Annotated in this window: 9 protein-coding genes; 5 read left to right on the forward strand and 4 right to left on the reverse strand. The window is 73.9% G+C overall.

From position 1 onward, the window contains the following. Positions 1-234: 234 nt before the first annotated feature. A complete protein-coding gene (pcrA, locus tag ACZ45Z_RS17550; RefSeq protein WP_468362832.1) occupies positions 235-2,721 on the forward strand; it encodes a DNA helicase PcrA in 2,487 nt (828 codons plus the stop codon). A 91-nt stretch (positions 2,722-2,812) separates the two neighbouring features. On the opposite strand, the gene ACZ45Z_RS17555 is transcribed toward pcrA, so the two are convergent. Together ACZ45Z_RS17555 and ACZ45Z_RS17560 are read right to left on the reverse strand one after the other, a co-directional pair. After that, a complete protein-coding gene (locus ACZ45Z_RS17555) occupies positions 2,813-4,552 on the reverse strand; it encodes a M23 family metallopeptidase (protein ID WP_468362834.1) in 1,740 nt (579 codons plus the stop codon). Between the two features lie 223 nt (positions 4,553-4,775). After that, positions 4,776-5,681 (reverse strand): alpha/beta fold hydrolase, encoded by a 906-nt coding sequence (locus ACZ45Z_RS17560; RefSeq protein WP_468362836.1) that lies wholly within the window; start codon positions 5,679-5,681, stop codon positions 4,776-4,778. Positions 5,682-6,054: 373 nt separating this feature from the next. Here ACZ45Z_RS17560 and ACZ45Z_RS17565 point away from each other — a divergent pair, with 373 nt between their 5' ends. Then, positions 6,055-6,513, forward strand: coding sequence for a cobalamin B12-binding domain-containing protein (locus tag ACZ45Z_RS17565; RefSeq protein WP_468362838.1), 459 nt, complete (start codon positions 6,055-6,057; stop codon positions 6,511-6,513). 38 nt (positions 6,514-6,551) lie between these two features. On the opposite strand, the gene ACZ45Z_RS17570 is transcribed toward ACZ45Z_RS17565, so the two are convergent. Both ACZ45Z_RS17570 and ACZ45Z_RS17575 read right to left on the reverse strand, forming a co-directional pair. After that, on the reverse strand, positions 6,552-8,300 hold the full coding sequence (locus ACZ45Z_RS17570; protein WP_468362840.1) for a DUF5691 domain-containing protein: 1,749 nt from the start codon (positions 8,298-8,300) through the stop codon (positions 6,552-6,554). Positions 8,301-8,358: 58 nt separating this feature from the next. Then, positions 8,359-9,723 (reverse strand): SWIM zinc finger family protein, encoded by a 1,365-nt coding sequence (locus ACZ45Z_RS17575; RefSeq protein WP_468362842.1) that lies wholly within the window; start codon positions 9,721-9,723, stop codon positions 8,359-8,361. Positions 9,724-9,891: 168 nt separating this feature from the next. On the opposite strand from ACZ45Z_RS17575, the gene ACZ45Z_RS17580 reads away from it, so the two are divergent. The 3 genes from ACZ45Z_RS17580 to ACZ45Z_RS17590 are packed head-to-tail and all read left to right on the forward strand — an operon-like array spanning position 9,892 to position 14,641. Then, positions 9,892-11,025, forward strand: coding sequence for an ATP-binding protein (locus ACZ45Z_RS17580; RefSeq protein ID WP_468362844.1), 1,134 nt, complete (start codon positions 9,892-9,894; stop codon positions 11,023-11,025). After that, the gene (locus ACZ45Z_RS17585) at positions 11,022-13,466 is read left to right on the forward strand and encodes a DUF5682 family protein (RefSeq protein ID WP_468362846.1); all 2,445 of its coding nucleotides are present in this window, start codon (positions 11,022-11,024) and stop codon (positions 13,464-13,466) included. Before ACZ45Z_RS17580 ends, ACZ45Z_RS17585 begins: the two co-directional genes overlap by 4 nt. Beyond that, on the forward strand, positions 13,463-14,641 hold the full coding sequence (locus ACZ45Z_RS17590) for a VWA domain-containing protein (protein ID WP_468362848.1): 1,179 nt from the start codon (positions 13,463-13,465) through the stop codon (positions 14,639-14,641). The genes ACZ45Z_RS17585 and ACZ45Z_RS17590 overlap by 4 nt, the downstream gene beginning before the upstream one ends. Positions 14,642-14,758: the final 117 nt, after the last annotated feature.

Below are 14,758 nucleotides of genomic sequence, written 5' to 3' on the forward strand. Positions count from 1 at the left end.
GCTGACGCTGTCGTCGGCGGGGAGGCGGGCTGCCCGAGCGAGCACGGTAGCCAACTCGTGTGGCTCGTGTGAAGGCTGATGTTCGATATGCCCGAAACCTTTTCGTGACCTGACCGCGATCCGGGGTTTCTTGCGCCAGATGTCGGGTTCGGTTACGGGGCCGGGAGCGGCCCCGGCCCGAATTCGCCGACTGCGGGACCGGCTGTCAGTGCGGCCGCCTAGACTCGGTGGGCGATGAGCAGCCTCTTTGACGACAGCTTCCTGGCGGACCTCGGCCCCAAGAGCGAGGAGCACCCGCCGCCCCCCGAGGACGAGCACGGCCCGGCCCCGGAGGAGATCCCCGCCGACCTCTTCGGCGGGAAGTTCGACGCGCCCGTGCCCAGGGAGGCGTACTACCGCGACGGCGCCGCCCGCCCCGTCGTCGATCCGGCCGCGCTGCTGGAGGGGCTCAACGACGAGCAGAAGGCCGCCGTGACGCACACCGGCGGCCCGCTGCTGATCGTCGCCGGCGCCGGCTCCGGCAAGACCCGGGTGCTGACCCACCGCATCGCGCATCTGCTCGGCGCGCGCGACGTCCACCCCGGCCAGATCCTCGCGATCACCTTCACCAACAAGGCCGCGGGCGAGATGAAGGAGCGTGTCGAGGAGCTCGTCGGCCCGCGCGCCAACGCCATGTGGGTCTCCACCTTCCACAGCGCCTGCGTCCGTATCCTGCGCCGCGAGTCCAAGAGGCTGGGCTTCACGTCCTCCTTCTCGATCTACGACGCCGCCGACTCCAAGCGGCTGATGGCCCTCGTCTGCCGGGACCTCGACCTCGACCCCAAGCGGTTCCCGCCCAAGTCCTTCAGCGCGAAGATCTCCAACCTCAAGAACGAGCTCATCGACGAGGAGACCTTCGCCGGGACGGCCGCCGAGGGTCTGGAGAAGACGCTGGCCGAGGCGTACACCATGTACCAGGCGCGGCTGCGCGAGGCCAACGCCCTGGACTTCGACGACATCATCATGACGACGGTCCACCTGCTCCAGGCGTTCCCGGATGTCGCCGACCACTACCGCCGCCGCTTCCGGCACGTCCTCGTCGACGAGTACCAGGACACCAACCACGCGCAGTACACCCTCGTGCGCGAGCTGGTCGGCCCGGCCGAGTCCGCCGCCGAGCTGTGCGTGGTCGGTGACGCCGACCAGTCGATCTACGCCTTCCGCGGCGCCACGATCCGCAACATCCTCCAGTTCGAGGAGGACTACCCGGACGCGACGACGATCCTCCTGGAGCAGAACTACCGCTCCAGCCAGACCATCCTGTCCGCGGCCAACGCCGTCATCGAGCGCAACGAGAACCGCCGCCCCAAGAACCTCTGGACGGACGCCGGCGCCGGACCGAGGATCACCGGCTATGTCGCCGACACCGAGCACGACGAGGCGCAGTTCGTCGCGGACGAGATCGACCGGCTCACCGACGCCGGCGACGCCCGGGCCGGCGACGTCGCCGTCTTCTACCGCACCAACGCCCAGTCCCGTGTCTTCGAAGAGATCTTCATCCGGGTCGGGCTGCCCTACAAGGTCGTCGGCGGCGTGCGGTTCTACGAGCGCAAGGAGGTCCGCGACGTCCTCGCGTATCTGCGGGTGCTCGCCAACCCCGAGGACACCGTCCCGCTCCGCCGCATCCTCAACGTCCCCAAGCGCGGCATCGGCGACCGCGCCGAGGCGATGATCGACGCCCTCTCGCTCCGGGAGAAGATCACCTTCGCCCAGGCGCTGCGCCGCGTCGACGAGGCGTACGGCATGGCCGCCCGCTCCGCGAACGCCGTCAAGCGGTTCAACGTCCTGATGGAGGAGCTGCGCACGATCGTGGAGTCCGGCGCGGGACCGGCGACGGTCCTGGAGGCGGTGCTGGAGCGCACCGGCTACCTCGCCGAGCTGCAGTCCTCCACCGACCCGCAGGACGAGACCCGGATCGAGAACCTCCAGGAACTCGCCGCGGTGGCCCTGGAGTTCGAGCAGGACCGCGGCGTGGACGCGGAGTCGGCCGGGCCAGCCGGCCCGGGAGCCACCCTCTCCGACTTCCTGGAGCAGGTCGCGCTGGTCGCCGACTCCGACCAGATCCCCGACGAGGACGAGGACGGCAGCGGCGTCATCACCCTCATGACCCTGCACACCGCCAAGGGCCTGGAATTCCCGGTGGTCTTCCTGACGGGCATGGAGGACGGCGTCTTCCCGCACATGCGCGCGCTGGGCCAGACCAAGGAGCTGGAGGAGGAGCGCCGGCTGGCCTACGTCGGCATCACCCGCGCCCGCGAGCGGCTCTACCTCACCCGCTCGACGATGCGCAGCGCGTGGGGCCAGCCCTCCTACAACCCGGCCTCCCGGTTCCTGGAGGAGATCCCGGACGACTACGTCCAGTGGAAGCGGACCGGGCCCGCGACACCGTCCGCCTCGATGGGCGGGCTGTCGTCGGGCGGCGGGGGCGGCTTCGGCGGCGGCATCGCCTCCACGCTGTCCGCCGCCCGGGCCAAGGGGCCGAGCGGCTTCGCGACCCGCCGGGCCTCGAACCGCCAGGTGGTCTCGCTGGCCATCGGCGACCGCGTCACCCACGACAGCTTCGGGCTGGGCACGGTGGTGGGCGTCAAGGGCAGCGGCGACAACGCCGAGGCGACCATCGACTTCGGCGGCGAGAAGCCCAAGCGGCTGCTGCTGCGGTACGCGCCGGTGGAGAAGCTCTAGCCGGGCGGCCGGCCGGGGCCCGTTGTCGACGGGCCCGTTGTCGGCGGCCGGTGGTTGGCGGGCCGGCCTCAGCGGCGGCCGGCCGGGCCGGTCAGTTCGGGTCGAGTCCGTGGCTGCGCAGCCACGGCAGCGGGTCTATCGCCGAGCCGCTGCCGGGACGCACCTCGAAGTGCAGATGCGGGCCGGTGGAGTTGCCCGAGTTGCCCGAGTAGGCGATCTGGTCACCGGCCTTGACCGAGCCCGAACGGATCTTGGTGCTGCTCAGGTGGCAGTACCACGTCTCGGTGCCGTCGGCCGCCGTCACGATCGCCATGTTGCCGTAGGCGGAGTTCCACTGGGTGCGTACGGTGCCGTCGGTGGCGGCCATGACGGGCGTGCCGTAGCTGACGGGGAAGTCGATCCCGGTGTGCACGGACATCCAGTTGACGCCGGCCTGGCCGTAGAGGGCGCTCAGCCCGGGCTGCGACACCGGCAGCACGAACTTGGGGCGGGCGGCCTCCTTGCGGGCCGCCTCCTCCGCCTTGCGCTTGCGCTCCAGCGCCTGCCGCTCCTTGAGGTCGATCCGCTCCTGGGTACGGCTGGCGCGGTCGGCGAAGTCGTCGGCGCCCCTGGTCAGACCGGCGAGCTGGGTGTCGAGCTTGCTGTTGGCCACGGCCGGTTTGACCGCCCCCGCGTCCGGGGCGGCCTGCGCGGTCGCGTCGTCCTTGTCCTCGGAGGCGAAGCCGGTGACGGAGGCGGCGGCCACCGCGCACACGCCCATCGCGGCGACCGAGGGGACGGCGACGGTCAGCAGCGCCGACCGCTTCGCCGTACGGCGACGGCCGCGGCCCCGGACCGGCTTTCCGGCCGCCGGGCCCGCGACGCGCCGCGCGGCGGGGACGGTGGCCGACGGGGTGACCGGCATGGCCTGCGTCATCGCGTCGGCGACCGTCGCGGCGTCGTCATCGGGGGCCGGAGTGGCGGAGGGGTCCTCCGAGGCTTCCGGGGCGTCCGGGGCCTCGGCGGCGGGCTCGTACGGGGACTCGTACGGCGCGCTGTCGTAAGCGGAGCCGGCGTCCCACGTCGTGGTCTCCCACTGGCTCATGTCGGTCGGCGGCGGTCCCGCCTGGGCCGGGATGCCGGAGATCAGGTTCGCGTCGGCGGTGGACCACACGGCGGTCGCCTCGAAGCCGGCGGTGTCCTCGGCGACGGCCGTGAAGCCGGCGGTGTCGTAGGTGCCGGTGGCGTAACCGCCCGTGTCGTACGTCCCGGTGGCGTAACTCCCGGTGTCGTACCCGCCCGTCGTGTCGTACGTAGCGCTGCCGTAGCCGCCGTCGTAGCCGTTGCCGGCGTCGTGGCCCGGCTCGTGGCCGGCGAGGTCGTAGGCGGGCGTCGGCGCCTCGTAGCCGGTGTGGGCGTACGGGGCGAAGCCCGCGCCCTGCTCCGCGCCCGGGGCGGCGTAACCGTCGGTGGCGTAGCCGCCCTGGTCGTGGGCGACGGCCTCGTAGGCACCGGTGTCGTAGGCGCCGCCCCCATGGCCGCCGGTCGTCGCGTACGCGCCGGTGTCGTACTGGCCGGCGTCGTACTGGGTGCCGTTGCCGTACGGCGCGTGGTCGTAGGAGGCACTGCCGTAGGAGGTGACGCCGGTGGCGTCGTACGCGGTGGTGTCGTACTGGCCGGTCTCGTAGGAGCCGGGAAGCGAACCGAAGAGGGGGTCGCCGTCGCCGTACTCGGCGCAGGCGTCCTGGGAATGCTGCTGCCCGTAGGAGTCGTAGGCCGGATAATGCGCATACGAGGCGTCGGAAGTGGGGCCGGTCGGAAGCTGAGCCCCCGATGGGTGACGGTCGTTCACCAACTTCTCTTTCGCCTCGGCAGCAGGAGAATTAGCGGCGACTGTACCCGGCGGTACGCGACGGCGACAATCTTCCACAGGTTTCGGGCTCGGCGAGACCGGGCATTTGGCCGCCTTTCGCCAATGCCCATGCGAGTTCTTGGCGCCCCGTTCGAGACATGTTCGAGAAATTGTCGTCAGCACGTCGATGACGCGGCCCCGCGGCGGCCGCCCACCGCGCGGTTCAGGCCACCGAAATGACGTTCGCGGCTCCTTCCACGACCTCCGCCGAGGTGAGGGCTTCGCGGATACCGGCGGCGACGGTGCCGTTGACCGGCAGGGCGAGGTGGCCCACGCCGCTGACCCGGACGTTCTCCGCGGTGAGGTCCGGGTGCGTGATCCGGGCCGTCTCCGGCGGCTGCATGACGTGGTCCTCCGCGCTCCAGAACGCCACGAAACGCGTCCGGCAGCGCGGCGCCGGAAGGGCCAACTCCGCGATCACATCGGACTCCGGGCGCATCTGGCGGATGATCGGGTGCGCCGACATCACGGGCGCCACGCTCGTCCCGGCATGCGGCGTGCCGAGGGTGATCACCGTGCGTACGCGGGCGTCTCCGCCCAGGCGCTGGACGTAGTAACGGGCGATGAGGCCGCCGAGGCTGTGGCCCACGATGTCGACGCGGCCGTGGCCGGTGCGCGCGCAGATCTCCTCCACATGCTTGCCCAACAGGTCGGCCGCCTTGCGGATGTCGCAGGTGAGCGGGGAGTAGTTGAGCGCCTCGACATGGCGCCAGCCGTACCGGTGCAGGGAGCGGCGCAGCAGGAGGAAGACGGAGCGGTTGTCGATGAAGCCGTGCAGCAGCAGGACCGGGGGGTGGGCGCGGCCCTCCGTCGGCAGCAGGGCCGGAGAGCCGGGCTCCGGGTCCCGGTCACCGGAGCGGTGCCCGGCGGTGGCATGCGGTGGCGGCTGTTCCTGCGAGATGCCGGTGGGGTAGAGGACGAGATGGCCGGCGAGGATCGCCAGCTCGATGGCCGTACTGGGCGCGAGCAGCGAGGTCAGGCGCGTGCCGAGCGCGCGGGTGCCCCGGAGTGGCGCGCCGAGGAAGCGGGCGAGCGGAAGAGGTGTGGAGAGAAAGGGCAGGGCCTGCATGGCCGACCTCCCGAACGGCACACGGGAGGCGGCTTCGACACCCGTGAGCCCTCGTGGGAAGTCATGAGCAGCAGGGCGAGGGCGGTGCCTCGCCTGATGAGGGCCGTGCGGCTCGCGGGCCCGGCTGCGACTCCCCTCGCGCCCGGCCCGCACGCCCGCCGCCCGACCGTGCGGCGCTGCACGCGGGACGCGGCGCGTAGCGAACGTGTCCCATGTGTGATTTCCCCCTCCCCGCATGTCACGAAACGACTGGAGTACGGGATGCTGGCGATAACGTTCGTTCACGCTCGTGGCCGCCCGACGGCGGTGGCGCGGGCGATTGTCGGCTCGGCGGCACCCTCCTGGGAGTGCCGTGCATGGCTTGGAGGCAGTGATGGATGTGGCTCGGCACGACGGAGCGCAAGCGGGAAGCCAGGGCGCGGCGGGCAGGTCGGGGCCGATCCGCGTCGTCGTGGCCAAGCCGGGGCTGGACGGTCACGACCGGGGCGCCAAGGTCATCGCGCGGGCCCTGCGCGACGCCGGTATGGAGGTCATCTACACCGGGCTGCACCAGACCCCCGAGCAGATCGTCGACACCGCTATCCAGGAGGACGCCGACGCGATCGGGCTGTCCATCCTCTCCGGCGCCCACAACACCCTCTTCGCGAAGGTGATCGCCCTGCTGGAGGAGCGCGACGCGGCGGACATCAAGGTCTTCGGCGGCGGGATCATCCCCGAGGCGGACATCGCGCCGCTCAAGGAGCAGGGTGTGGCGGAGATCTTCACGCCGGGCGCGACGACCGCCTCGATCGTGGAGTGGGTCAACGCGCACGTGCGCCCGCTGGCGGTCTGAGGCGGACGACCCGGCCCGGGGCGGCGGCCCGGGGCCGGTCATGGCGTGGCCTCCTGTCCGAGGGCGGGAGCGGGTGCGGCGGCCGGGGTGTCGGGCCGGCCGGCGAGTTCGGCGTGCATGGTGGCGCGCAGGCGCAGGGTGCCGACCAGGCGCTGGAAGGCTTCCGACCAGTAGCCGCCGGCGCCCGGTGAGGCGCCCTCCGGCTCGTCGGTGAGGGCGGTCAGCATGTCCAGCCGATCCGCCGCGGCCGGGTCCAGGCAGCGCTCGGCCAGGCCCATCACCCCGCTGAAGCTCCACGGATAGCTGCCGGCGTCCCGGGCGATGTCCAGCGCGTCGATGACCGCCCCGCCCAGCGGCTCGGACCAGGGCACCGCGCAGACCCCCAGCATCCGGAAAGCCTCCGACAGGCCGTGTGCGGCGATGAAGCCCGCCACCCACAGCGCCCGTTCCTCATCGGGCAGGACGGTCAGCAGCTTCGCCAGGTCGCGCGACGAGCCGGCCGGAGCCTCGTCGTCCGCCCCCGCCGGGATGCCGGGATTGCCCAGCAGCGCCCGCGCCCACGCGGCGTCGCGCTGGCGCACCGCCGCGCGGCACCAGGCGTCGTGCAGCTCCGTGCGCCGGCCGTCGGCCACCGGAAGGGCGACGATCTCCTGCGGCTCGCGGCCCCCGAGCCGTTCGCGCCACCCGTCCAACGGCGCCGCCTCCACCAACTGGCCCAGCCACCACGACCGTTCGCCCCGGCCCGTGGGCGGCTTGGCGGCCACACCGTCCCGCTGCATCCCGGCATCACACGCCTGCGGTGGCTCCACGCCGATCACCGGTCCGTCCGCCAGGCCGACGCACCGCCCGGCGCGCTCGGCCATCCGGGCCGCGAGGGCGGAGTCGGGCAGCGCGGACAGCAGCTCGGCGGCGGTGGCGCGGACGTTGCGGCTGCGGTCGGACAGCGCCTCTTCCAGGAACGGCTCGTCGGCAGCGGAGAGGCCCTCGCGCAGCGAGTCCAGGAACATCAGGCGGTCCTCCGCCCGCTCGGTGGCCCAGGTCGTGGCGAGCAGGGCGAGGCCGGCCGCCGCGTCACGGCGGCGTACGGCGGTCAGCAGCGCGACCCGCTCCGCGAACAGGCCCTCCTCCCACAACTCCCGGATTTTCTCGGGGTCTTCGGCGCCGGCCACGGCCGACGCGCCGCCCAGGCCGCGCAGCGCGAACTTCCATTCGTCGTTGAGCCGCGCCAGCCACAGGGCACGCGGCCCGGCCAGGGCGAGCGCGGCGGGCCGCAGGTCCGTACGGGCGCGCGCGGCGTCGAGCAGCGCGGGCAGCAGCGCCTCGGGGGCGCGATAGCCGTAGGAACCGGCGGCGGCCAGCCACTGGGGCAGCAGCTCCGTCAGGTCGGGGGCGGTGCCGCGCCGGCTGCCGCCGCTGCCGCCACGGTCGGCGAGCAGCAGCGCGAGTCTGCGCCGTGCGGCGGGCGGCAGCGGCGGACGCGGGTCGGCGGGGGCCGGTGCGGGCCGTTCGCCGGCCGGGGCGGGGCGCAGGGCGGCCCGGCGGCGCACCGTGCTGACGGCGGCGCCGTCAAGGAGAGCGGCGGCGCCACTCTGCCCGGCCCGCACGGCCACCGGCGGCGTCCGGCGCTCCGTACCGAGCAGCGCGGCGCTGACCAGGTCCGCCCATGACGCTTCCGCGGCCGGTGCGAGCGGGGTGGCGGGAGGGGGCGAGGTGAGGGGAGTGGAGGGGGTGGAGGGGGTGGTGTCGGTGGCGGGGGCGTTCGGCGCGGCGTTCAGCGGGGCGTGCATGGCGTTCCTCCAGGAGTCGGGCGGCGCGGGTGAGGGCGGCGGGACGGCCGGGGGCGGCTCACAAGGACACCGGAGCGGGATCCCAGGCGGTCAGCGGCAGGAAGCCGCGGTGGCCGCATTCGCCGAAGACCGTGATCGGCGCGCCCCCCGATATGGCCGCCAGTTGCCACAGGGCGGCCGGACGGCCCAGGCAGCGCGGGTCCAGCGGCAGCGCCGACTCCCCGTCCGCGTCGGCCAGTTGCCAGCCCTCGCCATCGTGGCCCGGTATGGGCGTGACGTCGGCGAGCACCACCGGCCAGGAATCCAGCCAGGGATCGTCGCGCAGCGCGTCGCCGTACGCGGCCAGCGCGGCGTCGATGCCGCAGCCCGGCGGCACCGGGCCGGGGACGGCCGGGGCATGGCGCTCACCCAGGGTGGCGCGCAGCGGGCGGGCGCCGGGGTAGTAGGCCAGGTCCGCGTCCAGGAGCAGACCGGGCGGCAGCGCCGTGGCCGGTGGGCGGTTCGCGCCGGTGAAGGAGAGGTGCAGCGCCATCCGGCCGGTGCGCTCACCGCGCAGGAAGATCCGGCGGGTGGTCAGCTTGCCGTCCTCCCTGTCGTGCTGCGCGAGCACCAGCCAGCGGTCCCGGACCGTCGCCGCCTCCGGGCCGGCCAGCAGGTCCGCGGCCTCCGTCGTCAGCCCCACGCGGGCGCGCACCGTCGCCGCGAGCGGGGCCGGCAGGCGTTCGATCCCGAGGAAGCCCCGGTCGAGGAGATGGAGCAGCGCGCACTCCTCCAGCAGGCGTGCCGGCCAGTTGGCACCGGAAGCCGCGACCGAGGCCAACTCCCGTACGCGCGAGGCGAGGCCGGGCGCCTGCGCGTCGACCATGCGGGCCGCCGTCTCGTCCCACGAGCCGTAGCCACCGGGGCCGGTCGCGGCCAGCCCGGAGTGCAGCAGGTCCTCCAGACGGCGCTCCAGCTCCGACGCGCCCGCGCCGATCCGCCGCATCCGGCGCTCGGCCCGCTGCCGGGCGGCCTCCGGATCGGCGGGCGCGCGCGAGGCGGCGCCGGAGCCCGCCGCGGCACCCGCGGCCCGCCCGGCCCGCTCCCGGCGCGCCGCCAGCCACTCGCCCGCCCACTGCGGCGGCTCGCCCGCCGCCACCGCCCCGTCCGCGCCCGCCCAGAGCAGCAGCAGCCCCAGCGCGTGCTTGCACGGGAACTTACGGCTCGGGCAACTGCAGGTGAAAGCCGGGCCGTTGATGTCGACAACGGCTTGATACGGCTCCTTGCCGCTGCCCTCGCACCGCCCCCACACCGCGCCGTCGCCGGCGCCCGTCTCCGACCACGGACCGGGCCTCGCGAGCCTGCCGCCCGCCGTGCGTGATGCGGCGTCGGGCGCCAGCGCGAGCACCTGATCCGTCGTCCAGCGTTCCCCCTGCGGATTCATGCCAACGACGCTACGACCCGCCACTGACAATCGCCTTCGGCGCACCCGAACTCCCAGGTCACAGACGGTTTTCGGGGCGTTGTCAGTGGCGTGGTGCAGGCTTGTTCACGCAAGCGGCCGGCGGGATTTTCGGGGTGCGGGCCGCACACCGTGCGACGAGGGGGAGCCATGTCCGACAACGGCATCACGACGGGGGATGACGCGGCGCGGGAGGCCGCTTCCGGCGAGGCGCTGCGACCGCACGCGGAGGTCACCTTCGCGCAGGAGCTCAAGGCCCTCGCCGCGTCCGACGACCGGCCCCGGCCCGAGCGGTGGCTCCTCTCGCCGTGGGCGGTCGCGACGTATCTGCTGGGCGGCACGCTCGCGGACGGCACGGTCATCACGCCGAAATACGTCGGCCCGCGCCGGATCGTCGAGGTCGCCGTGACGACCCTCGCGACGGACCGCGCGCTGCTGCTGCTCGGTGTGCCGGGCACCGCCAAGACGTGGGTGTCGGAGCATTTGGCGGCCGCGGTCAGCGGCGACTCCACGCTGCTCGTCCAGGGCACCGCCGGCACCCCCGAAGAGGCCATCCGCTACGGCTGGAACTACGCCCAGTTGCTCGCGAACGGCCCCAGCCGCGAGGCGCTCGTGCCCAGCCCGGTGATGCGCGCGATGGCGCGGGGCATGACCGCGCGGGTCGAGGAGCTGACCCGCATCCCGGCCGACGTACAGGACACGCTCATCACCGTCCTGTCCGAAAAGACCCTGCCCATACCGGAATTGGGGCAGGAGGTGCAGGCCGTCCGCGGCTTCAACCTGATCGCCACGGCCAACGACCGCGACCGCGGCGTCAACGAACTCTCCAGCGCGCTGCGCCGTCGCTTCAACACCGTCGTCCTGCCGCTGCCCGCGACACCGGACGAAGAGGTGGACATCGTCTCGCGCCGCGTCGACCAGATCGGCCGCTCGCTGGACCTGCCGGCCGCGCCGGAGGGCATGGACGAGATCCGGCGGGTCGTGACGGTCTTCCGGGAGCTGCGCGACGGCGTCACGGCCGACGGCCGCACCAAGCTCAAGTCGCCCTCCGGCACGCTGTCCACGGCCGAGGCGATCTCCGTGGTGACGAACGGCCTGGCACTGGCCGCCCACTTCGGGGACGGTGTGCTGCGCCCCGGGGATGTCGCCGCGGGGATCCTGGGCGCGGTCGTCCGCGATCCGGCCGCCGACCGGGTCATCTGGCAGGAGTACCTGGAGGCGGTCGTGCGCGAGCGCGACGGCTGGAAGGACTTCTACCGCGCCTGCCGGGAGGTGAGCGCATGAGCGGGCGCGAGGCGGCCGGGAGCCGGGCGGCGGAGCGGGGGACGGCCGGGCTGGGGACGGCCGGGCCGGAGACGACTGGGCCGGTGCTGCTCGGCGTGCGGCACCACGGGCCCGGGTCGGCGCGGGCCGTCCGGGCCGCCCTGGAGCAGTGCCTGCCCGGCGCGGTCCTGATCGAGGGCCCACCGGAAGCCGACGCACTGGTCCCGCTGGCCGCACGGGAGGACATGCGGCCGCCGGTGGCCCTGCTCGCGCACGTCCTGGACGACCCCGGCCGGGCCGCGTTCTGGCCGCTGGCGGAGTTCTCCCCCGAGTGGGTGGCGCTGCGCTGGGCGTGCGAGCGCCAGGTGCCGGTCCGCTTCATCGACCTGCCGGCGGCGCACACCCTGGCCACGGCCGACGCGGCGGATGACGAGGGGCCCGGGGACCCGGGGGACGTACGGGTCGATCCGATCGGGGTGCTGGCCGAGACCGCCGGCTACGACGACCCCGAGCGCTGGTGGGAGGACGTCGTCGAGCACCGCCGCGCTCCCGGTTCCGGGGCGGACGCGCTCGCCCCGTTCGCCGCGCTGGCCGAGGCGATGGGGGCGCTGCGCGAGAGGTACGGCGACGGCGGGCACGACCGCGATCCGGTGCGCGAGGCCCATATGCGGCTGCGCCTGCGGGACGCCCGCCGCGAGTTCGGCGACGACCTCGCCGTGGTGTGCGGGGCGTGGCACGTCCCGGCGCTGGCCCGCCGCAGCACCGTCGCCGCCGACCGGCGACTGCTCAAGGGCCTGCCGAAGGCGAAGACCGAGGTGACCTGGGTGCCGTGGACGCACCGGCGGCTCTCCCGGCGCAGCGGCTACGGCGCCGGTATCGCCTCACCCGGCTGGTACGGCCATCTCTTCAGCGCCCCCGACCGGCCCATCGAGCGCTGGATGACCAAGGTCGCCGGCCTGCTGCGCGAAGAGGACTACGCCGTCTCCTCCGCGCATGTCATCGAAGCGGTGCGGCTCGCCGAGGGCCTCGCCACGGTCCGCGGGCGCCCGCTGGCCGGGCTGACGGAGACGCAGGACGCGATCAGCGCCGTCATGGGCGACGGCTCCCAGGCACCGACCTCGCTGATCCACGACCGTCTGGTGGTCGGGGACGTCCTGGGCGAGGTGCCCGAGGACGCCCCCGCCGTGCCGCTCCAGCGGGACCTCGCCCGCAGCCAGCGCACCCTGCGACTCAAACCGGAGGCGCTGGAGCGGGAGCGGGAGCTGGACCTGCGCAAGGAGACCGACGCCGCGCGCAGCAGGCTGCTGCACCGGCTGCGGCTGCTCGGCATCCCCTGGGGCGAGCCCGCCGCCGACTCCCGTGGCAGTACGGGCACGTTCCGGGAGACATGGCGGCTGCGCTGGGAGCCGGAGCTGGCCGTGCGGGTCGCGGAGGCCGGGATCTGGGGCACGACCGTGCTGTTCGCCGCCACCGCCAAGGCCGCGTCCGAGGCGGCGAAGGCGGCCTCGCTCGCCGAGATCACGGCGCTCGCCGAACGCTGCCTGCTCGCCGACCTGCCGGACGCCCTGCCGGTGGTCATGCGGGCCCTGTCGGACCGGGCCGCCCTGGACTCCGACGTCGGCCATCTCGCCCAGGCGCTGCCCGCGCTCGTACGGTCCGTGCGCTACGGCGATGTGCGGGGGACGGACGGCGCGGCGCTTTTGGAGGTGGCGCGGGGGCTGGCCGAGCGGGTCTTCATCGGGCTGCCGCCGGCCTGCGCCGGACTGGACGCGGACGGCGCCGCGGAGATGCGCGGCCATCTCGACGCCACCCACCAGGCCGTCGGCCTCCTCGGCCAGCTCCCGGCCGACGCGCCGGCCGATCTGCGGGCGCGCTGGGCGGTGGTGCTGCGGGGCGTGGCCGGACGCGACGCGGTGCCGGGGCTGATACGCGGCCGGGCGGCCCGGCTGCTGCTGGACGACGGCCAGTTGGGCGACGCCGGCGCGGCGCGGCTGATGGGGCTCGCCCTGTCACCGGGCACCGCGCCCGCCGAAGCCGCCGCGTGGATCGAGGGATTCCTCGGCGGCGGGGACGGCGGCGGCATGCTGCTGGTCCATGACGAGCGGCTGCTCGCGCTCGTGGACGGCTGGCTGACGCGGGTACCGGCCAACGCCTTCACGGCTGTGCTGCCGCTGCTGCGCCGGACGTTCGCGGAGTACGAGGAAGGGGTGCGCCGCACCCTGGGCGAGCTGGTGCGGCGCGGCCCCGGGGCCGCCGGCGAGACGGCCGCGGGATCCGAGGCGGCGGCTCCAGGGTTCGGCCCCGGCCTGGACCGGGACCGCGCCGCGGCCGTGCTCCCCACCCTGCGGCTGCTGCTGGGCACCGGCCAGGACGGCTTCGGCGTCGGCGTCGGTGACGGCGTCGGCGGGGACGAGGAAGAGGACGCGAGGGAGCACAACGGACTGACGGGGGTGGCGACATGACCGACACACAGGCCGAGAGGCTGCGGCGCTGGCGGCTGGTGCTCGGCGGGCACGGGGCGGACGGCACGGGGTGCGAGCTGCGGGGGCGGGACGCCGCGATGGACGGCGCCCTGGCCTCGCTCTACAACGAGGGGAGCGGCGGGGGCCGGGCGGACCGGCGGGCCGGTGACGGGCGGCGTTCGGGGGGACTGGGCGCCTCGGCGCCCGGCGTGGCCCGCTGGCTCGGCGACATCCGCACCTACTTCCCCTCCTCCGTGGTCCAAGTGATGCAGCGGGACGCCATCGACCGGCTCGGGCTGTCCACGCTGCTGCTGGAGCCGGAGATGCTGGAGGCCGTGGAGGCGGACGTCCATCTGGTCGGCACCCTCCTCTCGCTCAACAAGGTCATGCCGGAGACGACCAAGGAGACCGCGCGGGCCGTCGTCCGCAAGGTCGTCGAGCAACTGGAAAAACGCCTGGAGACCCGCACCCGCGCCACCCTCACGGGCGCGCTGGACCGCTCGGCGCGGATCAGCCGGCCGCGGCACCACGACATCGACTGGAACCGCACGATCCGGGCCAACCTCAAGAACTACCTCCCGGAATACCGCACGGTCGTCCCCGAGCGGCTGATCGGCTACGGCCGGGCCGCCCGGTCGGTGAAGAAGGAAGTGGTGCTCTGCGTCGACCAGTCCGGATCGATGGCCGCCTCGGTCGTCTACGCCTCGGTGTTCGGCGCCGTACTCGCCTCCATGCGGGCCCTGGACACCCGTCTCGTCGTCTTCGACACCGCGGTCGTGGATCTGACGGACCAGATCGACGATCCCGTCGACGTCCTGTTCGGCACCCAGCTCGGCGGCGGCACGGACATCAACCGCGCGCTCGCCTACTGCCAGTCCCGGATCACCCGCCCCACCGAGACCGTCGTCGTGCTCATCAGCGACCTCTACGAGGGCGGTATCCGGGACGAGATGCTCAAACGGGTCGCCGCGATGCAAGCCTCCGGCGTGCGGTTCGTGACCTTGCTCGCACTTTCCGACGAGGGCGCGCCCTCCTACGACCGGGAGCACGCCGCGGCTCTCGCGGCCCTGGGCGCACCGGCGTTCGCGTGCACACCCGATCTGTTCCCCGAGGTGATGGCCGCCGCCCTGGAGAAACGGCCGCTGCCCATACCGGACATGGAGGAGCAACGGTGACAGGATCGCCGACCGGACTTGCGTGACACCTGGTTTGTCGTGCAAGGATCAGGCCATCGCTCGATCGCCCGCGACGCGAGTGACACCTGGGCAGAAGGCCCGGCGTGTCCCCGTCCG

It is taken from the genome of Streptomyces sp. NPDC031210, from assembly GCF_055570395.1.